Origin of the sequence: Ignatzschineria ureiclastica, assembly GCF_003121845.1 — a bacterium.
GTDB classification, from domain to species: Bacteria; Pseudomonadota; Gammaproteobacteria; order Cardiobacteriales; family Wohlfahrtiimonadaceae; genus Ignatzschineria; species Ignatzschineria ureiclastica.
Genome location: NZ_QEWQ01000001.1, coordinates 168936 through 189439, shown reverse-complemented (window position 1 = coordinate 189439; position 20504 = coordinate 168936). Strand labels below are relative to the sequence as shown.

16 protein-coding genes, 1 tRNA gene and 1 pseudogene are annotated in these 20504 nt (G+C 41.1%); 13 read left to right on the top strand and 5 right to left on the bottom strand.

Annotated features, from left to right (window positions below; translation table 11 throughout):
• Positions 1–258: 258 nt before the first annotated feature.
• Together sufU and DC083_RS00720 are read left to right on the top strand one after the other, a co-directional pair.
• On the top strand, positions 259–705 hold the full coding sequence (sufU, locus tag DC083_RS00725; protein WP_109188380.1) for a Fe-S cluster assembly sulfur transfer protein SufU: 447 nt from the start codon (positions 259–261) through the stop codon (positions 703–705).
• 59 nt (positions 706–764) lie between these two features.
• Positions 765–1154 carry an iron-sulfur cluster assembly protein gene (locus DC083_RS00720; protein ID WP_026878547.1) on the top strand — a complete coding sequence of 130 codons (390 nt, stop codon included), beginning with the start codon at positions 765–767 and terminating at the stop codon, positions 1152–1154.
• Between the two features lie 309 nt (positions 1155–1463).
• Here DC083_RS00720 and DC083_RS00715 read toward each other — a convergent pair whose 3' ends face one another.
• Positions 1464–2168 carry a YoaK family protein gene (locus DC083_RS00715; protein ID WP_109188379.1) on the bottom strand — a complete coding sequence of 235 codons (705 nt, stop codon included), beginning with the start codon at positions 2166–2168 and terminating at the stop codon, positions 1464–1466.
• A gap of 147 nt (positions 2169–2315) precedes the next feature.
• On the opposite strand from DC083_RS00715, the gene DC083_RS00710 reads away from it, so the two are divergent.
• Together DC083_RS00710 and DC083_RS00705 are read left to right on the top strand one after the other, a co-directional pair.
• Complete coding sequence (locus DC083_RS00710; protein WP_109188378.1) at positions 2316–2573, top strand: type II toxin-antitoxin system Phd/YefM family antitoxin; 258 nt, start codon at positions 2316–2318, stop codon at positions 2571–2573.
• A 17-nt stretch (positions 2574–2590) separates the two neighbouring features.
• A pseudogene (locus DC083_RS00705) lies at positions 2591–2788 on the top strand (Txe/YoeB family addiction module toxin); the annotation flags it as partial.
• Between the two features lie 132 nt (positions 2789–2920).
• Here DC083_RS00705 and DC083_RS00700 read toward each other — a convergent pair.
• The 3 genes from DC083_RS00700 to mutS form a co-directional block, all read right to left on the bottom strand.
• A tRNA-Leu gene (locus DC083_RS00700) sits at positions 2921–3005 on the bottom strand.
• Positions 3006–3093: 88 nt separating this feature from the next.
• Positions 3094–3885: an alpha/beta fold hydrolase gene (locus DC083_RS00695; RefSeq protein WP_109188376.1), complete on the bottom strand. Its 792-nt coding sequence runs from the start codon at positions 3883–3885 to the stop codon at positions 3094–3096.
• 108 nt (positions 3886–3993) lie between these two features.
• Positions 3994–6645 carry a DNA mismatch repair protein MutS gene (mutS, locus tag DC083_RS00690; protein ID WP_109188375.1) on the bottom strand — a complete coding sequence of 884 codons (2652 nt, stop codon included), beginning with the start codon at positions 6643–6645 and terminating at the stop codon, positions 3994–3996.
• Between the two features lie 109 nt (positions 6646–6754).
• On the opposite strand from mutS, the gene DC083_RS00685 reads away from it, so the two are divergent.
• The 7 genes from DC083_RS00685 to tsaA all read left to right on the top strand — a co-directional run bounded on the left by DC083_RS00685 (position 6755) and on the right by tsaA (position 15756).
• Positions 6755–8332, top strand: a complete 1578-nt coding sequence (locus DC083_RS00685; RefSeq protein WP_189364527.1) for a TerC family protein — start codon at positions 6755–6757, stop codon at positions 8330–8332.
• Positions 8325–9221 (top strand): Hsp33 family molecular chaperone HslO, encoded by an 897-nt coding sequence (hslO, locus tag DC083_RS00680; RefSeq protein ID WP_026878540.1) that lies wholly within the window; start codon positions 8325–8327, stop codon positions 9219–9221. The genes DC083_RS00685 and hslO overlap by 8 nt, the downstream gene beginning before the upstream one ends.
• A 205-nt stretch (positions 9222–9426) precedes the next feature.
• Complete coding sequence (locus DC083_RS00675) at positions 9427–10083, top strand: UbiX family flavin prenyltransferase (protein ID WP_109188373.1); 657 nt, start codon at positions 9427–9429, stop codon at positions 10081–10083.
• Between the two features lie 149 nt (positions 10084–10232).
• A complete protein-coding gene (locus DC083_RS00670) occupies positions 10233–11360 on the top strand; it encodes an RDD family protein (RefSeq protein WP_109188372.1) in 1128 nt (375 codons plus the stop codon).
• A gap of 156 nt (positions 11361–11516) precedes the next feature.
• Positions 11517–12569 (top strand): cell division protein ZipA C-terminal FtsZ-binding domain-containing protein, encoded by a 1053-nt coding sequence (locus tag DC083_RS00665; protein WP_109188371.1) that lies wholly within the window; start codon positions 11517–11519, stop codon positions 12567–12569.
• A gap of 207 nt (positions 12570–12776) precedes the next feature.
• On the top strand, positions 12777–14834 hold the full coding sequence (gene ligA, locus DC083_RS00660) for an NAD-dependent DNA ligase LigA (protein ID WP_109188370.1): 2058 nt from the start codon (positions 12777–12779) through the stop codon (positions 14832–14834).
• A gap of 1 nt (position 14835) precedes the next feature.
• Positions 14836–15756, top strand: a complete 921-nt coding sequence (gene tsaA / locus DC083_RS00655) for a tRNA (N6-threonylcarbamoyladenosine(37)-N6)-methyltransferase TrmO (protein WP_109188732.1) — start codon at positions 14836–14838, stop codon at positions 15754–15756.
• A 152-nt stretch (positions 15757–15908) separates the two neighbouring features.
• Here the strand turns inward: tsaA and DC083_RS00650 are convergent, their stop codons facing one another.
• The gene (locus DC083_RS00650) at positions 15909–16256 is read right to left on the bottom strand and encodes a DsrE family protein (RefSeq protein ID WP_109188369.1); all 348 of its coding nucleotides are present in this window, start codon (positions 16254–16256) and stop codon (positions 15909–15911) included.
• A gap of 693 nt (positions 16257–16949) precedes the next feature.
• Here DC083_RS00650 and DC083_RS00645 point away from each other — a divergent pair.
• Positions 16950–19025: a bifunctional (p)ppGpp synthetase/guanosine-3',5'-bis(diphosphate) 3'-pyrophosphohydrolase gene (locus DC083_RS00645; protein WP_109188368.1), complete on the top strand. Its 2076-nt coding sequence runs from the start codon at positions 16950–16952 to the stop codon at positions 19023–19025.
• Between the two features lie 396 nt (positions 19026–19421).
• Positions 19422–20504: a methionine ABC transporter ATP-binding protein gene (locus tag DC083_RS00640; RefSeq protein WP_109188367.1), complete on the top strand. Its 1083-nt coding sequence runs from the start codon at positions 19422–19424 to the stop codon at positions 20502–20504.

Below are 20504 nucleotides of genomic sequence, written 5' to 3'. Positions count from 1 at the left end.
GCGTTCTTTTATCTGATCTTGAGTGAACGCTTATTAGAAATATGCAAAAGTTTTTCTTTTTCTAAAAGAATACTATGTAGCATAAGTCGCTGGGAAAATCATAATTAATTATGCTAAATGATCTATTTAGCATAACAACATAAAGGGGTATTAAAGAGGTGTTTTGATCGATTCTCGTAATCAATACTCGTCAAGGTTGACTTGATCCGTTATAATCAGTACAAATTTAGTTCTATTTCTAAGGTGGTAATATTTATCATGAGTTTTGATATTAAAGAGCTCTATCAAGAGATGATCTTAGATCATAATCGTCATCCACGTAATTGCCGAGTGATTGATCCTTGTACCCATCACGCAGAGGGCTATAATCCTCTTTGTGGCGATCAGATTGAAGTCTACGCAACGATTGAAGATGGCATCATTACGGATGTCTCTTTCCAAGGGGATGGCTGTGCGATTTCAACGGCATCAAGTTCGATGATGACTGAAGCAATTAAGGGTAAAACGGTAGAAGAGGCTGATCAACTTTTCAATCTATTTCATGATGCAGTGATGCTCGATGGGGAAGATAGTGAAGGCCTTGGTAAATTACGGGTTTTAACTGGCGTTCGTGAATATCCTTCACGAGTAAAATGTGCCACATTAGCTTGGCATGCGCTGCATTCTGCGATTCATGAAAAAGATGAAGTCGCTAAAACAGAATAATATTGAATAGATTCAGGTTGTGATAATTTGAATCAAAAACAGAAGTGAAGGATAGTACGATGGATGTAAATCAAGACGAACCGAATTACCCACAAATTCTCTTTGCAGAAGGGGTCAATCCTGCAGAAGCGCCGAATGAGTTAATCGAAGCGATTATCGATGCGCTTAAAAAGGTCTATGATCCTGAGATTCCAGTAGATATTTTTGAGTTAGGATTAATCTATGTGATTGAGTTTTTAGATCTGACTGAAAATAATATCCGGGTAAGAGTTGATATGACGCTCACAGCACCGGGTTGTCCTGTCGCGGGTGAAATGCCGGGATGGGTTTCTAATGCAGTCTACTCAATTCCAGAAATTAAAGAGTGTATGGTCGATCTCGTATGGGAACCATTCTGGACACCTCAACGAATGTCATTGCGCGCTAAATTAGAGCTCAATATGCTCTAGGTGAATAATTGATATCGCTTGATATTCAATTATTTTCAATGACAGCAGCAAGGAAAGGGAAGTGATTTTGCTTCCCTTTTATTGTGCTTTCAATTCTCTCTAAATTGACTATAAAGAAAATTTATAGGGAGATCGGTTCAAAATAAGGTTATTTAAATGCCGGCGTATCAGCTGTAAAAAGCAAGGAAGCCGTTCTATCCGGCGTCTTGCAAGTATTGGTGAGTCAGGTTTTATCTTCTTTTAAAACCCTACAATAGTTGTTTAAAAGCCATTTTTCTTAAACCAAATTTACTATAACTATAAAGAAGATCAATTATAAGTAGAATCAATCGGCTTGGAATATCGTTTTTGTTCATAAAGTAGCCGAATAAAGATCAAAATTAAAATAAATGCCGGCAACAATAGAGATTTCTCCCCGGTATAAGCCGTCATAATGGTGCCGACTAAGCCACCAAGCGCAAAGCCGATCACAACATAGAAAAAGACCATACTTTTAAGCCAAGCCTGTAATCGCCCAAAGAGCGCAATCATGAGATAGTTAAACGCCGCTTGTACCACAGGTGTCATGGCTACATTACCATAGGTCATCCCTTTGACTTTATGAAACGCATTTCCCTGCATACCGGCAATGAACGAGATAATTAAGCAGATATGGGTAATAGAGAGAATCTCATTTAAAATGCCGGTTGCAATGACGGCAAGAATTATCGCTTCAATGATTAAAATAGAGTAGGACCAAATCCGTTTATGTTCTAGCTCCTTATAAGCAATAAAGGCGGTTGTCATAGAACCTAACCCAAAGGCGATCGTGACCGCAATAATTTTAGTCAGATGATCCCAATCAGCCATCGCAATACTATCGCCAAGCAGAATTAAATTGCCCGATTGCAGTGTGCTAAAAGCTTTAATCTTATGGTAAGTAAACCCATTAAGACAGCCGGCAATAAGCGCCAAAAGAAACGCCATCGAAGACGACTCAACAGCAGGAATTTGGGATGAATTGGTTTGAGGCATGATGAATGAATTACTTTAGTTAAAGGAGAATTTTATATCTTACTGACAATATATTAGATAATAATATTTATATCAGCTAATAAAAAATATTAAAGCGGTTTTGTTGATTTTCTATTGATAAGTGAAAGAAATACAAGGAGATGAACGATGCATATATACACATATTCTGATGCCCGTAAAAATCTAAAATTAATTTTAGATAAAGTCGTTGAAGATGCTGAGGTAGCACTCATCACTAGAAAAGATAGGGGCCATGCCGTAGTTATGGGGCGAGATTATTATGATAGTATAATGGAAACATTATATCTTCTATCCTCCCCTAATAATGCTAATCGTTTGAATGAATCTATTGTGCAATTACGATCAGGTCAAATTATTGAGTGTGAATTGATTGAAGATGAATAATAGAAGCATAGAATGGAAATAAAAAAGCCCCTAAAAGAATTAATGCCTTGATTAAGGAGTGTCAAAGAACACCTTTTGAAGGTGTAGGAAAACCAGAGCCACTAAAAGCAAATCTTTCAGGATTTTGGAGTCGGCGAATAGATGAGAAGCATCGTCTAGTGTATGAAGTAAGTGATGAAAAAATCTCAATTATTCAATGTAGATTTCATTATTGAAAGGGTTGAATCTTAGTCCCAATTTTTAATTGTAAACTTATCGTTAAAAACAAGGGTACAGATAAGGGTACAATCCACCCATTATCCAACAAACAAAAAAATAGCGATCCTTGAGAGATCGCTATTTGCATTTGGTACCGAAGGAGAGACTCGAACTCTCACGCCTATTAAGCAGAGGATTTTGAATCCTCCGTGTCTACCATTCCACCACTCCGGCATTGTGTTTACTACTTGTTGGTAGGGGAGTTATTCTACTGCTTATACTTCTACTCTGTCAATAGAAATTATTGCCTTAGAGTCGGATTTTAAGGGGATTCGATTGTAGCCTCATTGTCACTCAAGAAACGGTGTATTGCTTTGAGTACTAAATCCGTCTTTTGTGCGTGAACCCAATGACCAGCGCCGGCGATCACTGTTGCCGTTGCATCAGGGAGTTGGGCTTGGATTTCAGCTTGATACTCTTTGAGAACATAGGGGGAATCGTCGCCAATAATAAAGAGTGCCGGGCCATGCCAGGTAGGTATTGTTCTCCAACCGGCAACTTCATCATAATCTCGATCTAATACAGGGACATTAAAACGCCAAGCACCCTCTCGGAATGATTTTAAGAGAAATTGAATCACAAATTCTTCATCAATATAGTGACGCATAATTTCGGCGGCTTCTTTACGATCTGTGGCAGTAGAAGCAGTCACCGCTTTGAGCGCGGCTAAAATCTCATCGTGTCGGCGTTCTTCGTAGGCAACAGGCGCTACATCAATCATAATGAGTTCAGCCACTCTTTCGGGGGCAAATTGAGTGACTTTCATGACCGCTTTACCACCCATTGAGTGACCGATGAGAATCACTTTTTCGATCTCAAGGGCGTCGAGTAGGGCGATAATATCTTGCGCCATCGCTTCATACGTCATGGTGTCACTATGAAAAGAATCCCCATGATTACGGGCATCAATCTGAATCACACGATATTCCTCTAAACCGCGGGCAATCATGCCAAGATTATTCATATCGCCGAATAAACCATGCATTAGAAGAATCGGGATGGGATGTTTGGGTACTGTAGGTTCGGTAATTTTATAATTGAGTAGCGGTTGCATAATAGCTCCTACTGAAATGTAAAAAATAATTTGAATCGTAAGTTTAATCGTGATTTGAATCGTAAGATGAAGCAGTTATTCTTGCGATGATTGATATCTGCCTCTCGATTACCGCAATTTTTTCTGCCATTGATAGATCAGATCAAGCGCGGCTCTTGGCGTGAGATCATTAGGATCGAGTGCTTTAATTTCATTCTCGATCTCTGAAGGGGGAAGATCCATAAAAAGTGGTAATTCACTTTGAGGCGATGCTTGCGATTGTTGACGCTGTTTGGTGATGATTTCTGACTGCGGTATCTCTGTCTGAATTGTGTTGTGAGATTGATTCACCGATACCTGAGAGAAACTCGCTTCAAGCTCCGAAAGTTTCTGCTTTGCAGATTCGATGACGGCTTTAGGGACGCCGGCAAGCGCCGCCACTTGTAATCCGTAGCTTTTTGAAGCTGCGCCAGGTTTTACTTCATGCATAAAGATAATCTCATCTTGATACTCAACCGCATCGAGATGGAGGTTTTTGACCGTAGGATAGAGCTCTTCTAATTCAGTCATTTCAAAGTAATGAGTTGCAAAAATGGTCATCGCTTTGGCTTTTTCTGTCAGATAGACCGCTGCACTCCAAGCCAATGATAATCCATCAAGGGTTGAGGTTCCACGTCCGACTTCATCCATTAACACTAAGCTTTGATGCGTTGCATAGTTGAGGATTGTTGCAGTTTCAGTCATCTCGACCATAAAGGTGGATTGTTCCGAGTTGAGATCATCTTGTGCTCCAATTCGGGTAAAGATCCGGTCAATCGGACCTAATTTTGCTTCATCTGCCGGCACAAATGAGCCGATATGTGCCAATAACACAATTAGCGCTGTTTGTCGCATATAAGTGGATTTACCCCCCATATTAGGACCAGTCACAATGAGCATATTACGACTTGGCCCAATGGTTAAATCATTAGGGATAAAGGAGCGCGAGAGTGATCGTTCTACGATGGGGTGACGACCTTTGGTGATCTCAATACCAATGTGTGCTTGAAATTGTGGGCGGCACCAACGATAGCGATTTTTAAGACGGCCTAAAGTGATGAAGATATCAATATTGGCCAGCGCTTCACTCAGTAGTCGTAACTCTGTTTGATGAGGTTCGATAATATCTAATAATTCATCCCATAACGCTTTCTCAAGGGCAAGGGAGCGCTCTTTTGCGGAGAGAATTTTATTTTCAAATTCTTTGAGTGCAGGGTAAATATAACGCTCAACATCTTTGAGTGTCTGCCGGCGAACATATTCGGTCGGGACTTTATCGCTATGGAGTTTTGAAACCTCAACATAGTAGCCATGAACTCGATTGTAGCCTACTTTGAGAGTGGGAATATTAAGTCGTTCTCGTTCGGTTACTTCAAGATTAAGCAGATATTGATCCCCTTTTGTACTAAGCTCGATGAGTTCATCAAGATCTTGGTGATATCCTTGTTTCAATACACCCCCATCTCGAATCAAAAGAGGGGGTTCATCGACAATAGCGGTTTCAAGTAGGGCACAAAGTTCTGCTTGGGGTTTTAACCAATCAAGCCAAATAGGATCGATGGCAAGTAGGATGCTATTGTCTCGGATAATTGTTTCAATAGCAGGTGTGTTTTGCAGAATTTTACGTAGTTGTGTTAAGTCTCGAGGACGAGCGGTTTTAAGCACAATACGGGTCACGAGACGCTCTAAATCGCCGATATTTTGTAAGGCTTCTCGAAGAGGCGAGTGATCGCTCTCTAAGGCTTCAATCAGATCGAGTCGTTGATTGAGCAGTTTATGATCTCGAAGCGGACGATTAAGCCAGCGAGAGAGAAGGCGTGAACCCATCGGCGTTTGACATTCATCTAATAGTGCTCTCACTGTATGATCAGTTTCACCATAAAGGGTGCGCTCAATCTCTAAATTGCGGCGGGTTGTCACATCGAGAATAATGGCATCATCGATAGACTCAATCGTAATATGATCGATATAACTGACAGGATCCTTTTGTGTTTCTTTAACATAAGTAAGAAGCGCACCGGCTGCTTGAATGCCGGGGTTATCCGCTTCTAAGGAGAATCCTTGTAAACTTTGCGTTTTAAAGTGTTCACAGAGTAGCGTATAGTTGCGCGCTTGATCAAAATGCCAATCAGGATAAGCGGTAAAATGGCAAAGTGAGCGAATATTTCCCGGCAAGGTGCGTGATTCATTATAGATGATTTCTGAAGGTTTAATGCGTAGTAGCTCGGTGGCCATCGCTTCTTGACTAAGAGGTGGTAAGAGTGCAAATTGCGCGCTTGCAAGGTTAATCCAAGCAATAAACCATTGCTTTTTATCATTGATTTCATGGCAGTAGAGCGCCGCGGTAATACTTTCACTTTTGGCATCTAAGAGATAATCATCTGTTAATGTTCCCGGTGTTAAGATTCGTACGACATCTCGTTTGACAGGCCCTTTGCCAGTCACTTCCCCTGTTTGTTCACAAATAGCGACTGATTCCCCTTGTTTCAATAAACGCGCAAGATAGCTTTCAGAAGAGTGGTGGGGGATACCGGCCATAGGAATGGGCTCGCCGGCAGAGTTCCCTCGTTGTGTCAGGGTAATATCGAGAAGCTTAGCGGCTTTTCGGGCATCGTCATAAAAAAGTTCATAAAAGTCACCCATTCGATAAAAGAGAAGCATATGCGGATATTGAGACTTAATTTCCCAATATTGCTTCATCATTGGCGTATGTTCTTTTTGATCTTTTACTTTATTTGTCATTGCCTTACTTCTTTATCTGTTATATTTCTTGAAAATATCGTGTAAAATGGGTCATTCTATTTTACTTCATATACCATACATTCTTAGAAGGAGAATCATGGAAGTATTTTTGGGATCTTTAATGGATCCATCAGTTTGGGTATCACTTGTTATACTTTTACTGCTTGAAGTGGTTTTGGGGATTGATAACCTTATCTTCATCGCTATTTTAGCCAATAAACTTCCACCTCATCAACGAAATAGAGCTCGGGTCGTCGGTTTGTCCTTAGCACTTATTATGCGGATTGGTCTGCTATCGTTAATGTCATGGCTTATTACACTCAAAGAACCGCTCTTTACCGATCCTATATTTGGGCATCCATTCTCCTTCCGAGACATTATAATGATTCTTGGTGGATTTTTCTTGATTCAAAAAGCAACAAGAGAACTCCATGAACGGATTGAGGGGGAAGTAGAGCTTACCAGTAAATCAAAATCTTATGCGAAATTTTGGCCGATTGTCGCACAAATTATCGTACTTGATGCGGTCTTCTCATTTGATGCAGTCATTACTGCAACGAGTATTGCAAAACATTTATGGGTGATGATTCTTGCGGTGACACTCTCTATGGGAATGATGATGTTCGCAGCGCGGGCGCTGACGATCTTCGTTCACCGTCATCCCACTGTCGTTGTGCTCTGTTTAAGTTTTCTTTTGATGATCGGTTTAACGCTAGTTGTCGAAGGCTTTGGCTTTGAAATTCCAAAAGGCTATATCTACGCAGCGATAGGTTTCTCAATCTTTATTGAGATTATTAATCAGCTGATCTCGCGGAAACAGCAAACTGTTTATAATCAATACTCGCGAAGAGAACGCACCGCGAATATGGTATTAAGAATGCTCGGTAATCAACCCGATGAACCTTCTGATGATGAGGAAGGGGAAGATAAGAAAGAGGAGCAACCTGTGCTCTTTGGGGAAGATGAACGCAATATGGTTAGTGGTGTCTTAACACTTGGAGAGCGCACTATTCGTTCAATTATGACGCCGAGGAATGATATCTCTTGGATCAACATTCAAGATTCTAAAGAGAAGCTGCTTGAAAGCATGGAGCAGAATCCCCATAATCAATTTCCGATATGTGATGGAACCCTCGATAATGTCAAAGGTGTTGCCCGTTCAAAAGATATCGTTATGGATCTCATCGCGTTTGGGGCGATTCAAGAGAAGAGTGTCAAACCTGTTATATTCTCTCATCGCTCTACAAGCGTATTGAAAATGATGGATATCTTCCGTGATAGTAAAGCACATTTAGTGGTGGTAACCGATGACTTTGGCGGTGTTCAAGGGGTGATTACATTACTAGATGTCTTTGAGGCAATTGCCGGCGAATTCCCCGATGAAGATGAGAGACTTTCGGTAGAGAAGGTCTCGGATGATGAATGGAATATCGATGCAGGATGCGATCTGTTACTCGTGGAACATACTCTGAATATTCGCGGACTAGTGGATGAAGATGGGGATTATAGTTCGCTCGGTGGCATGATGGTAGATATGTTTGATAGTCTGCCGGAAAAAGGGGATTCCTTAGATATCGAAGGCTTCCGTTTTACAGTTGTGGATGTGGATGATAAACGCATCTTAATGGTGAATGTAAAACGTATTGAAGCAGACACAGATGAAATAGGAGAGGAACCTCATGATTAATAGTAAAGATAAAACGGTAGATCATTTAGATCGATTTATTTTCGATCAGCTACCGATTCGTGGCGAGCGTGTGCTTTTAGAGCATACTTGGCGTGAGCACTTGCTGCGCCGTAATTACCCTGAAAATGTGGCTAAATTATTAGGGGAACTCATCGCCACAACGGCACTTTTAGGGGCAACGATCAAGATCGAGGGCCGCTTAACGGTTCAAATTCAAGGTAATGGTCCTGTGAGTTTATTAGTTGTTCAGGTCAATCATCTTCATGGATTACGAGCAACTGCGAAAATAGATGGGGATGTCACAGGGTTAGAAGGACTTAAAGATCTCTGTGGTGAAGGCCATGTGGTGATTACGATTGATGCGAATCATTTTAAACAACCTTATCAAGGGATTATTTCGCTCTCAGAAGGTTCGATTGCTAAAGTGATTGAGCATTATTTCGAAAGTTCGGAGCAGTTACCGACTCGGTTATTCTTAGCCACATCCGATCAAGCTGTTGCCGGCTTATTGATTCAACGTTTACCGGGGGAAATTCACGATGAAGATCTCTTTAATCGGGCAATTTTATTAGCCGAAACCGCAACGCCGGAAGAGCTATTAACGCTTTCGACAAATGAATTACTATATCGTCTTTATGAGACTGATGAAACGTTAAGAGCGCGCGTATTTGAGCCCGAGAGCTTTCACTTTGAGTGTAACTGTTCTAAAGAACGATCACTCTCAATGCTCTATCATTTAGGTGCAACAGAATTACACGAGTTACTGGATGAGCAGGATGGTACGGTTTATGTAGATTGTGAATTCTGTGGTAAGCGTTATCTCTTTAGTGAACCAGATATCGATTTCGATCTCTGCGCGCCGGAAGAAGAGAAACCCTTAGATGCTTAATTGATAACAGGCCATACTTATCATAAGTACTGTTTAAATAGATTATGTTAAGTCGGAATATGAGCGTTAAGTAGTATTCATTGATTAATACTAGAATCAGCAGAAGCGTTCTATGGATTGTTTCATAGGGCGCTTTTTTATAGGATTCGATAGATAGCTAATGCAATAGAATAATAATGCAATAGTGTAAAAATAAGGAAATGATATGGCTAGTATAAATATCAGAGCGATACCCACAGCACCCTATCGGGAGCGAGATCGTATTACGGTCGCATTGTCAGGGGCATCGGGTGCTCAATATGGCTTACGATTGATAGAGGTTTTAACACAGCAAGGTTTTCCTGTGAATGTGCTGTTGACTCAAGCAGCGTTAATGGTGCTTGCACTTGAGATGGATATTCATCTAGGTAGTCAAGTGAAGGCGCAAAAGCGTCGTCTGATGGAGATGTTTTCGTTAACAGATTCAGAGTTATTGACTGTTTATAGCGAGAAAGATTGGTGTGCGCCGATGGCATCAGGCTCTAACTGCTCAGGGGCGATGGTGATCTGTCCTTGCTCAATGGGAATGTTAGCGGCGGTAGCGACTGGGCAATCTAATAATCTTATGGAGCGCAGCGCCGATGTGATGATTAAAGAGCGCCGGCCATTGTTATTGGTGGTACGAGAAACGCCATTCAATCAAATTCATTTAGAAAATATGTTAAAGTTAAGTCAATTAGGCGTGCAGATTATTCCGGCGAATCCTGGGTTTTATCATAAGCCTCAAACCGTAGAAGATATGATTGATTTTATGGTGGCGCGGATTTTGGATCAGCTAGCGATTGAGCATCAATTAATGACTCGTTGGGGCAATGACGCTTAGATGGTGTGTTTTGGTATTCAGAAGTATCAAACAGAATAGAAAAAACAGAATAGAATAAATAGACGAGAAAAATATATAGAGAGATTAACAAGATTAGTTGTAATGCACAATTGATCAAATATCATCAGCAAAAAGATGGATAGAAAATAATGCAGAATCAAAGAGAAGAGAGAGTATATCGCGTCCGTTTTAAGGGCGAATTATTACCAGGTTATAGCAAAGAGAGTGTGATTCTTGCCGTTGCGAAAGCTTACAATCAAGCACCGGATAATATCGCTCGTTGGTTCGTGCCGGGCGGCGTGAATCTACGAGAAGAGGCTACTTATCAAGAAGCCTTGCAACTAGAAGGTTATTTCCGGCAGCAAGGGATGGTAGTTCACATTGAATCGCTTTCAGATGCTGACGTTTCTCCTGTAGAAGATGCCTCGCTCAATGCTGAAAATAGAGCGACAAGCGTTAACGCTTCTGCGAATGATCAAGCGAGATCTGATACAGCGACATCGATATCAAAACAATCGCCGGAACAATCATCAGAACAATCAACCACTCAAGAAGCTTCAGCAAATTCTCACAATCAGGATGAAAATATAGATCCTAATGAGAAAGCACGCCGCGAGTTAGAAGAGATGCTCAAGCATAATCAATCGGGAGAGATGACGTTAGAAAAGCTACAGCAGACATTATCGCAGCTGAATCTTGCCCTTATTCCTCAAGAATTAAAAGATTTTCGTCCGGCGAGCCTCTTAAAGCGTTTAGGCGCATTTATTATCGATTTTGTGATTCTATCCTTTGTGTTTCAGATTGTTGTTTTAAATCTGCTTATTATGCTTGGTCTTGTGGATGGCAATATTTTTGAACGCTATTTAGGGCTTTTGAATGAGAGCAATGGTTCATTAGAAACGATGCTCAATAATCCGGATATGATCGATGCATTGAATCAGATTGTGATGTCGCTTGCACCTTGGTATGTGATTACTTATTTAGCTTACTTTGTATTGCAAGAGCGTTTTTATGGCGCAACGCTTGGAAAGAAACTCTTTCGTATTCGTATTTATAGCTTAGTAACGGGTTCGGTACTTCGTTGGAATACAGTGGTGTTAAGAACAATATTTTTCTTTTTGGGATTACAAGTGCTCTCTTATATTCCTGTGATTGGTATTTTTCTCTTTGCAATGACGATGTTTATTGCGCTTCGTGATCCTCTCTATCGGCGTTCACTCTATGATCGCGTGACGAAAACGGTGGTGGGTTCCATTGAAAATAGAGAAATAAAATGATCGTAAGCGGTAAAAAAATGAAAAATAGGGTAATATTAGGAAGATAATCTGCCTATTTATAGATATTAGGTAGATTTTGCCGCTATTGATTGATCCTGATCGATTACCCTTTATTGTTGACTATTACAGATAGGTGTATAGGAATACAGAATTATTATGACGATGCTATATATATTAATCATACTTTTTTTGATCGTGGGCGTCATTCTCTGGATGCGTCTAGAGCGCCGAAATAACACTCAAGAAGAAGTTGCTGATAAGGTTGAACCTGATCTTAATAGTATGTTTGCTGACGGTGCTGAGGCAAACGTTCAATCGGGCAATGCGGATCAGCAGAAAGAGGCGGTAGATCAATCAACATTTTCTGGATTAGGCGAAATTCAGCACGAGGATCTTGCCTATTATCCTAAAGAAGAGAAAGTGACGGAAGAACGATCAATCAAAAATGATAATGAACCGCCGAAAAAATTGAATTCGGCAGATCTTCTCAAAAGACCCTCTAAAACTGCGGAACCAACGATAGCAACGTCCACTATGACAGAGCCTAGAACCACAGACAGTAGCATCAAAGAACCGACTTTAACGGCTGATAATGCACTTGATGAAGAGACAATCGAGGATATTTTACTCGATGACAATGAGCAAGAAGAGAAAGGTTTTTGGCAAAAGATTGGCGGTTTCTTCCGTAATAAACGGCCTGAAATCGAAGTCTTTAGTGATGATGGTAATTTAATGCGTCCCGCTTCAGTGGATACGGTGGCATTGATTTTAAGTGCCGCGCCTGAACAACCTTTTACTTTTAAAGAGGTGCTCTCTGTCGCGCACGAATTAGATCTTCGAGTAGAAAATGGTGGATTTATTCAGCTTTTAACAACGACGCATTATGGTGATGAGCCGATGTATAGCATTGCTCATCTATTAGGCGATGGTACCTTTGATGAGAATTTAGTGCGTCATCATCTAGATGATACAACGCCGGGCTTGATCTTCTTCTCAAAAATCCCAGGGCCTGATCCCGATATCAGTACCATTGAACAGTTATTAGCGGGCATTCACCATTTCCATTCAACATTGGGGGGAACGATCTTAGATGCACAGCAACGCCCAATGAGTAATGATGATCTCATTGCGCTCTTTCATAAAATCAACAAGATTGATAGTGAAGAGTGGGAGCGTGCTTATGAGGCCTATGAGGCGCGTAAGAGTTAATGGATTAACATTTTATTGCTATTCTTCGGTTTATAGATTGATTGTTGATTGATGTGTAAAAAGTCATAAAAGCCAAGAAGAAGCAAAGAGAAGCGTAAGAAAAAGTGCTATTATTTGATAGCACTTTTTTTGTGGTGTTTTGATCAAGCTTGATAGCAAAAAAGTGTCGGTATGATAAGCATTGTAATGAAAGATGGAGTAAAACGTATGAGTGAAGCAATCAAAGAGCAGATGGATACTTTAGTAGAAACGATTAATCGGCTCAATTATAACTATCACGTGCTTGATGAGACACTTATTCCAGATCACGAATTTGATGCGCTTTTTCAAGAATTGAAGAAGCTTGAAGCGGAGTATCCGCAATATAAAGATCCCAACAGCCCAACAGAAAAAGTGGGCGGAAAAATTTTAACGGGCTTTACAGAAGTTCGTCACGAAAAACCGATGCTCTCTCTCGATAATGCGTTTAATGCTGAGGATTTGTTAAGCTTTCATCAACGAGTGTTAGAGCGGTTGGGGAATATTACGCAAGTTGATTACTATGCGGAGCCTAAATTAGATGGTTTAGCGGTGAGTATTTTGTATGAAAATGGTCGTTTAGTGCAAGCGGCTACCCGCGGAGATGGCGTTGTAGGGGAAGATATTACCGAGAATATTCGTACTATTCGAGCACTGCCACATCAATTAACAGCACCTTTTCCGGCAAGGCTTGAAATTCGCGGCGAAGTCTTTATGCGTAAATCTGTCTTTGAAAAGATCAATACTCAACAGCTGAAAAGAGGCTTAAAACCCTTTGCTAATCCGCGTAATGCTGCCGCAGGGTCGCTACGTCAACTTGACTCAAAAATTACAGCAAGTCGCGAATTGAGTTTCTACTGTTATGGGATTGGATTATTTGAAGAGGTTCCTGAATCTGTGGCACCCATTGAACAACATTCTGCTTGGTTAGAATATGTTCATACATTAGGGATTCCTATTTCTCAGCTCAATGAGAAAATCGATCATTTCCAAGATCTTGTTGCTTATTATCAAAAAATTGAAGCAGAGCGGGATTCGCTACCCTTTGAAATTGATGGCGTGGTGATTAAAGTCGATTCATTACAACTACAAGAACGCTTGGGATTTGTCTCTCGTTCCCCCCGTTTTGCGATTGCTGTAAAATTTCCGGCAATGGAAGCGAGAACGCGATTGTTAGATGTGGATTTTCAAGTGGGACGAACTGGAGCGATTACGCCGGTGGCACGTTTAGAGCCGGTGGAAGTGGGCGGTGTTGTAGTATCGAATGCCACGCTTCATAATCAAGATGAGATCGCCCGTTTAGGGGTAATGATTAATGATGAAGTGATGATTCATCGTGCCGGCGATGTGATTCCTAAAGTGACACGCGTTGTGATTGAAGATCGTAATCCTGAGTGTGTAAGAGAGATTATCTTCCCCACAGAATGCCCAATATGTGGCTCGCCGATTATTCGGTTAGAAGGGGAAGCGATTGCCCGCTGCAGTGGTGGGCTAACCTGTGATGCGCAGAAGTTAGAGGGATTAAAACACTTTGTTTCTCGCGGGGCAATGGATATTGATGGTGTCGGGGGGAAATGGCTTGAGATTTTACTCAAAGAGAAAGTGATCGATTCAATCGCAGATCTCTATCATCTGCGTAAAGAGCGATTATTGGAACTTCCTCGAATGGGGGAGCGTTCGGCTGAAAAGATGCTCGAGAGTATCGAAGGGAGTAAAAATCCCCCTTTTGCCCGCTTTATCTATGCGCTTGGTATTCGAGAAGTGGGGGAAGCAACTGCTCGAACCTTAGCACAACACTTTCCCTCATTATCTGAGCTAATGGCCACAGATGAGATCACATTGATGCAGTTAGCTGATATTGGACCTGTGGTTGCTAAGCGTATTGTCGAATTTTTTGCGCTGCCACATCATCGGGAATTGGTGCAGGCGCTATTAAATGCCGGTATTGAGATTCAATATCCTGCACCGATCCAAGAAACAGAGAATGGTCGTAGCGAATTACCGCTCTTAGGTGAAACGTGGGTGATTACCGGGACGTTAAGTCATTATGATCGTAATGAGGCAAAAGAGAAACTCTTAAGTCTTGGGGCGAAAGTCACCGGCAGTGTGTCAAAATCTACGACTAAACTACTTGCCGGTGAAAAGGCCGGGAGCAAGCTCACTCAAGCGGAGAAATTGGGCGTAACTATTGTCGATGAAGCCACATTCTTAGCCTTATTAGCGGATTATGGTTTAGCGAATGCATAAGATGGAAGATTCATTGCGTGAGAATCCTCATTATCGCCGGGAGATTGAAGCTATTGCGCTTGTAGAGAGCTGTTTTCCGGAGAAATTTGGGGTACCCAGACAAGCGGGAATTGCCCCCTCTGCAGAGGGCATCATTCGATTTTTACCGCCGTATAATCATCCTCACTATATTGAAGGGATAGAGCACTATTCTCATCTTTGGCTCACATTTGGTTTTCATCAAAATCAGTGGAATGGCAAAGCAAAAGTGAGGCCACAGCGGTTAGGGGGCAATGAGCGGATGGGGGTATTTGCCACAAGAAGTTCTTTTCGTCCGAATGGCTTAGGGTTGTCGGCTGTTAAATTGGAATCAGTAGATTATCAAGCGATGACATTGACAGTATCAGGGCTTGATCTGATTGATGGTACGCCGATCTATTGCATTAAGCCATATATTCCCTTTGCGGATGCCATTATGAGCGCCACGAGTACCTTTGCTGTCGATCCGCCGCAAAAGTGGCCTTTGTTATGGAGTTGTGATGCAAAAACGGCTGTCATCAAAGAGAATTCAAGCTCAGAAGAATCTACGATACCAGAATCCACGATACCAGAATCCACGACATCAAAATCAGCAACAACATCAATGACGCAAGGGCAGTTATACTCTCTGATTGAAGAGGTGGTCGGGCAAAATCCGATTCCACAATTTCATCAAGATTATGCGCGTATTTACGGGGTCAGCATCGCCGGCTTCAATATACGTTTTCGCCATATCCCTTGGGAAAATCTCGACTCTCTCAATGGAGTAGTGGATGCCACAACGCTGAGTGAGATGCAACAGCGTGCCGCTTTAATGAATCGCAAGATCGAATACAGTGAGAGCGATAAAATACCGGAAAGTTGCATTGTTATTCTTGAGGTTGCATCAGAATCAACTAATTAAAATATCCCATAATCCGTCAACTCTATGGAAATCATTGCGATTTTGTAGTGATATTGTAACAATAGAACAGAGAGCGAGGAACTTCCTGCTCTCTTGTTTTCTCTCTATTATAGCGAGAGAGATCATCAATGATACCTTGATACTTTCTATTATTATGGTTTGATATAACCGAAGCCCTCGTGTTGTGCTTCTACGATGGCAATAATCGCAACTGGCACAATATGGATATTGGTGACTTTAGCATCGGCGGGATTGAGCGCTTCTTTCGTGATATTTTGCCCAACAAGTGAGTTGTTACAGGCAATAAATTGTAAGTTCGGGTGACTAATGTCGGTAATTTTTTGACGGATTTCAGGATCTAAATAACCTTGTACTGCATTACCATTGGCAATCACGCGAATATCAAAAGAGCCGTGTAAGGCTTTGATTGTATTATGGGCATTATTAATCGCATTTTGCCATAGATTTTTGTCGCTAATATGAATCACAAGTTTAAACATTGTAAGGTTCCTTTGTAATTATTAAATCGATAGGGAGAGATAAAATAATAGCGAAACAAGTTAAAGCTATCTGATATTGTAACGGCTATTGATATTTTATCACTCAGATTTCTGTATTTACTGTTTATTATTTATTTTTTTATTAAATATAAAATATATAAAACATAAAAAATAAAATTTCACATATAAAATATAATATTATTTGATTTAATTCAATCACTTCTTAATATCGGGCGATTGAACAAGGGGATACTTCAGAGGACTTATACTCTTTCAGTTTCAGAATACAATAGGAATAGATTATTGGCGTCATCGATTAAACACTAATTGAATACTATTTAGACAAATATAATTGATAAGCTCTTGACCGGATTCATTGATTAATACTACAAAATAGCTACAATAAATAGCTCTTTTCAAAGATCATTCCTAAAACTACTAATCTAAGTAATAAGATTTTTAATAAATTGCTAGCAACTGTAAGAGGATAATAGTGTAATATTAGAGTCTAACATAGCAGCTAAAGTGGTTCGGTAGCGACTGGTAGACGCGACTTGTCACGTGTTATTGAGTAAAATATATAGGGATATCAATTTAATAATTGCACTTTAGAAAATGAGTGATTGCGTTAGATGGGCTAATTGCTTACTATTTTTCGATGGGTAAAATGATCAGTAATATGGAGAAGTAGAGGTGTCAAAATCAATTACATTGACCGCTCTTCTTGAGTGGCTAGAGAGCAAAAAATCTTCTTGGAAGCCGGAGTATTTTGAAGCGTGTATGGCGTTTCAGGATCATCCACTCTTTAAGATTGCCCTTGAAACAGCTTACTATCTAGAGAAATTAGATATTGAAGCCTTGCCTCAAGTGGCGACTATTCTCTTTATTGTCGGCGCACCCGTTGAGGCGCAGCCTGAATCAACTCGCAAATTTATCCAATATTTAGCGGTCGTGAATCAATTAACCTCCGGTACGATCTCGCACGAAAAATCTCCAGAAACCTTGCGTAAAATGTTCTTAGCCTTTGCGGAAGATGTGCGCGTGATTGTGGTAATGCTTGCTTATCAAGTGATTATTATGCGTAATGCTCGGGATTCTCAAGAAGAGAAGCAGCGGGCGATTGCACAAAATACCAATACCATTTTTGCACCGATTGCGAACCGTTTAGGGTTATCCGGGATCAAATGGGAGCTTGAGGATTATGCTTTTCGTTTCTTAGAGCCAGAATTGTATCGAGAAATTGCTTCTAAGCTAGATGGCAAGCGTAGTGTTCGAGAAGCGTATATTCAAAGTGTGATTGGTCGATTAGAAGCATTGCTTCAAGATCATAAGATTGAAGCGCAAGTCACAGGCAGGGTAAAACATATCTATAGTATCGCCCGTAAAATGCGTCAGAAAAATCTCGCCTTTGAACAGCTCTATGATATTCGTGCAGTGCGGATTTTAGTGGAGAGTACGGCGGATTGCTATGCCGTTTTAGGAATGATTCACGAATTGTGGGTGCCGATTCCGCGAGAATTTGATGATTATATTGCGAATCCTAAGCCCAACGGTTATCAGTCACTGCATACCGTTGTACTAGCGCCGGAGGATCGAACTTTAGAGGTGCAAATTCGAACTCATAAAATGCACCAAGATGCAGAGATGGGGGTTGCTGCCCATTGGAAATATAAAGAGGGTCGCGGTACTTCTATTGATCAAGCGGACTTAAATTGGTTACGGGATCATCTTAATCGCGTGCTAGAAGAGGGCGAAGAGCTCATTACAGAAGAGTCGATCTTCAATGAAAATGTCTATGTAATGACACCGGCGGGTGAGCCGATTGAACTTATTGCCGGCTCTACACCGCTTGATTTTGCCTATAAAATTCACACAGGTTTAGGGAATCGTTGTCGAGGCGCGAAAGTCAATGGTGCGATTGTACCGCTCACTTATGTTCTGCAAAATCGAGATGTGGTGGAGATTTTAACCGGAAAAGTGCCGAACCCTAGTCGAGATTGGATGTCGCCTCATCTAGGCTATACAGGTTCTAGCCGTACTCGCTCTAAGATTCGGGCGTGGTTTAGAGCGCAAGAGATGGAGAGCAATCTACAAGCCGGTAAGCAGATGGTAGAGAAAGAATTCTCTCGTCTGAATATTCGGCTTTCAGAAGAGGAGCTTAAACGCCTTGCCGGAAAACTTCATTGTACCGGCGTTAATGATCTCTATGCGCAAGTGGGGGCCGGCGATATTACAATGGCGCAACTGATTGCTCGTTTACCGGGAGAGAAGCCTAAAAATAACTTTGACCCTGAATTGATGGTGCGTCCTCAGAGTAAAAAAGCGCCGAGCGGTATTCAAGTGAAAGGAATGGGGAAATTATTAACAACCATTGCGACTTGCTGTAAACCTGCACCGCCGGATCTCATTGGGGGTTATATCACGATCAATCGGGGCGTGACGATTCATCGGCTTAATTGTGTTAACTATCAAAATATGCTTGAGCAGAATCCAGAACGAGGCATTGATGTGGACTGGGGAACAAGTGATGAGCGTTTGGTAGAAGCTGATATTCACGTTACCGCTTATGCAAATGTGGACTTACTGCAAGAGATCAGCCAATTGGTATCAGCAGAACATCTGAAGATTACCAATATGGATATGAAGCAAGAGAGCGATGATACCCGTTCCATTAGTTTCACGCTGGAGATTAAACACGTTGATCAGTTGAGTCGATTACTCGATCGAATCAATCAAATTCCGGCGGTACTCAAAGCCTACCGGCGATAGTTGATATCCTCATCATTAATAATAGAAGCTCTAAAGATGGTTTTAGAGCTTTTTTGTTGGCCGTTTATTTGAAACAACTAAGAAGAGTAATTACATCGCTGGGAGATGATTTCTCTTTTTCATTGAAAAAATTTTAAAAGTATATTGTTTTTATATGTTAAGTATGTTTTATTAGTAGTCATAAACTGATCAACATTTGAATAGATGATTGATTGAGATTAGGGAAGTAATCTAAGTGAACAGTATTGTAGGGAAAAATAGTGATGAATCATCAACGAGATAGCGTATTAAATATGTGCAGGGCAGAATTCCATAAAATGTGAGATAGTAAAGCGTCAAATGATAATTTTTGTATAGTGAGTAACAGTGAAGTAATGGAATAGATGGAGTAATCCCGTGATTCAGTTTGAACATATTTATAAAACCTATCTGCGTAATGGCGTAGAAACAGAAGCGCTTAAAGATGTATCGCTACAGATTGCTGAGGGCGATATTTTTGGTGTCATCGGCTATAGTGGCGCCGGTAAAAGTACCTTGATTCGCTTAGTCAATGATATTGAAAGCCCTACGAGCGGGCGCGTGATTGTCAATGGGCAAGATCTCGCAACCTATAGCAAGAAAGAGCTTCGTATGGCAAAACGCAATATCGGTATGATTTTCCAGCACTTTAATTTGCTAGAAACCAAAACAGTGGCAGAGAATATTGCAATGCCTCTAGTGTTAAGCGGAGAGCTTTCAAAATCAGCGATCAATAAACGAGTCGATGAGTTGCTACAATTTGTAGAATTACCCGATAAAAAAGATTCCTATCCCCGAGAGTTATCTGGTGGACAGAAACAGCGGATAGGGATTGCCCGCGCATTGGCTAATAGCCCACAGATTCTACTTTGTGACGAAGCAACATCGGCGCTTGATCCACAAACCACGATCTCGATCTTAGATCTTCTGAAAAAGATCAATGAAGAGCAGGGAATTACTATTATGATGGTGACACATCAGATGGAAGTGGTGGAATATCTCTGCAATAAAGTGGCGGTGATGGAGCAAGGGCAAGTGATTGAAACCGGCCCGACAGTGGAAGTTTTTGGGAATCCACAACATCCAACGACGAAGAGCTTTGTGCGTACAGTCATTGGAGATTCTATCCCGGAGCGTGTGCTTGCGAAACTCGATGATCCCACATTAACAGATATCTACCGCTTTGAGTTCTTAGAACGCTCAGCGCAAGAGCCGGTGATCAATGCGCTTATTTTGCAAGGGGAAGTGGTGATTAATATCCTCTTTGCCAATATGATCGAAATTGATGGGCAGATTTTAGGCAGTACTTTCGTACAGATGAAAGGGGAGCCTGATAAAGTGACGAAAGCAATTGCATTTCTTCGTTCTCACGGTGTACGAGTGACACCAGAAGGGACAAAACATTGTATTAATGTAACGGAAAAAGCGTTAAATTTTGACTGTTTGAGAAAGGATGCATAG

Coding starts and splice junctions, on each gene's coding strand:
- sufU (WP_109188380.1), top strand. CDS start 259: ATGAGTTTTGATATTAAAGAGCTCTATCAAGAGATGATCTTAGATCAT.
- DC083_RS00720 (WP_026878547.1), top strand. CDS start 765: ATGGATGTAAATCAAGACGAACCGAATTACCCACAAATTCTCTTTGCA.
- DC083_RS00715 (WP_109188379.1), bottom strand. CDS start 2,168: ATGCCTCAAACCAATTCATCCCAAATTCCTGCTGTTGAGTCGTCTTCG.
- DC083_RS00710 (WP_109188378.1), top strand. CDS start 2,316: ATGCATATATACACATATTCTGATGCCCGTAAAAATCTAAAATTAATT.
- DC083_RS00695 (WP_109188376.1), bottom strand. CDS start 3,885: ATGCAACCGCTACTCAATTATAAAATTACCGAACCTACAGTACCCAAA.
- mutS (WP_109188375.1), bottom strand. CDS start 6,645: ATGACAAATAAAGTAAAAGATCAAAAAGAACATACGCCAATGATGAAG.
- hslO (WP_026878540.1), top strand. CDS start 8,325: ATGATTAATAGTAAAGATAAAACGGTAGATCATTTAGATCGATTTATT.
- DC083_RS00675 (WP_109188373.1), top strand. CDS start 9,427: ATGGCTAGTATAAATATCAGAGCGATACCCACAGCACCCTATCGGGAG.
- DC083_RS00670 (WP_109188372.1), top strand. CDS start 10,233: ATGCAGAATCAAAGAGAAGAGAGAGTATATCGCGTCCGTTTTAAGGGC.
- DC083_RS00665 (WP_109188371.1), top strand. CDS start 11,517: ATGACGATGCTATATATATTAATCATACTTTTTTTGATCGTGGGCGTC.
- ligA (WP_109188370.1), top strand. CDS start 12,777: ATGAGTGAAGCAATCAAAGAGCAGATGGATACTTTAGTAGAAACGATT.
- tsaA (WP_109188732.1), top strand. CDS start 14,836: ATGGAAGATTCATTGCGTGAGAATCCTCATTATCGCCGGGAGATTGAA.
- DC083_RS00650 (WP_109188369.1), bottom strand. CDS start 16,256: ATGTTTAAACTTGTGATTCATATTAGCGACAAAAATCTATGGCAAAAT.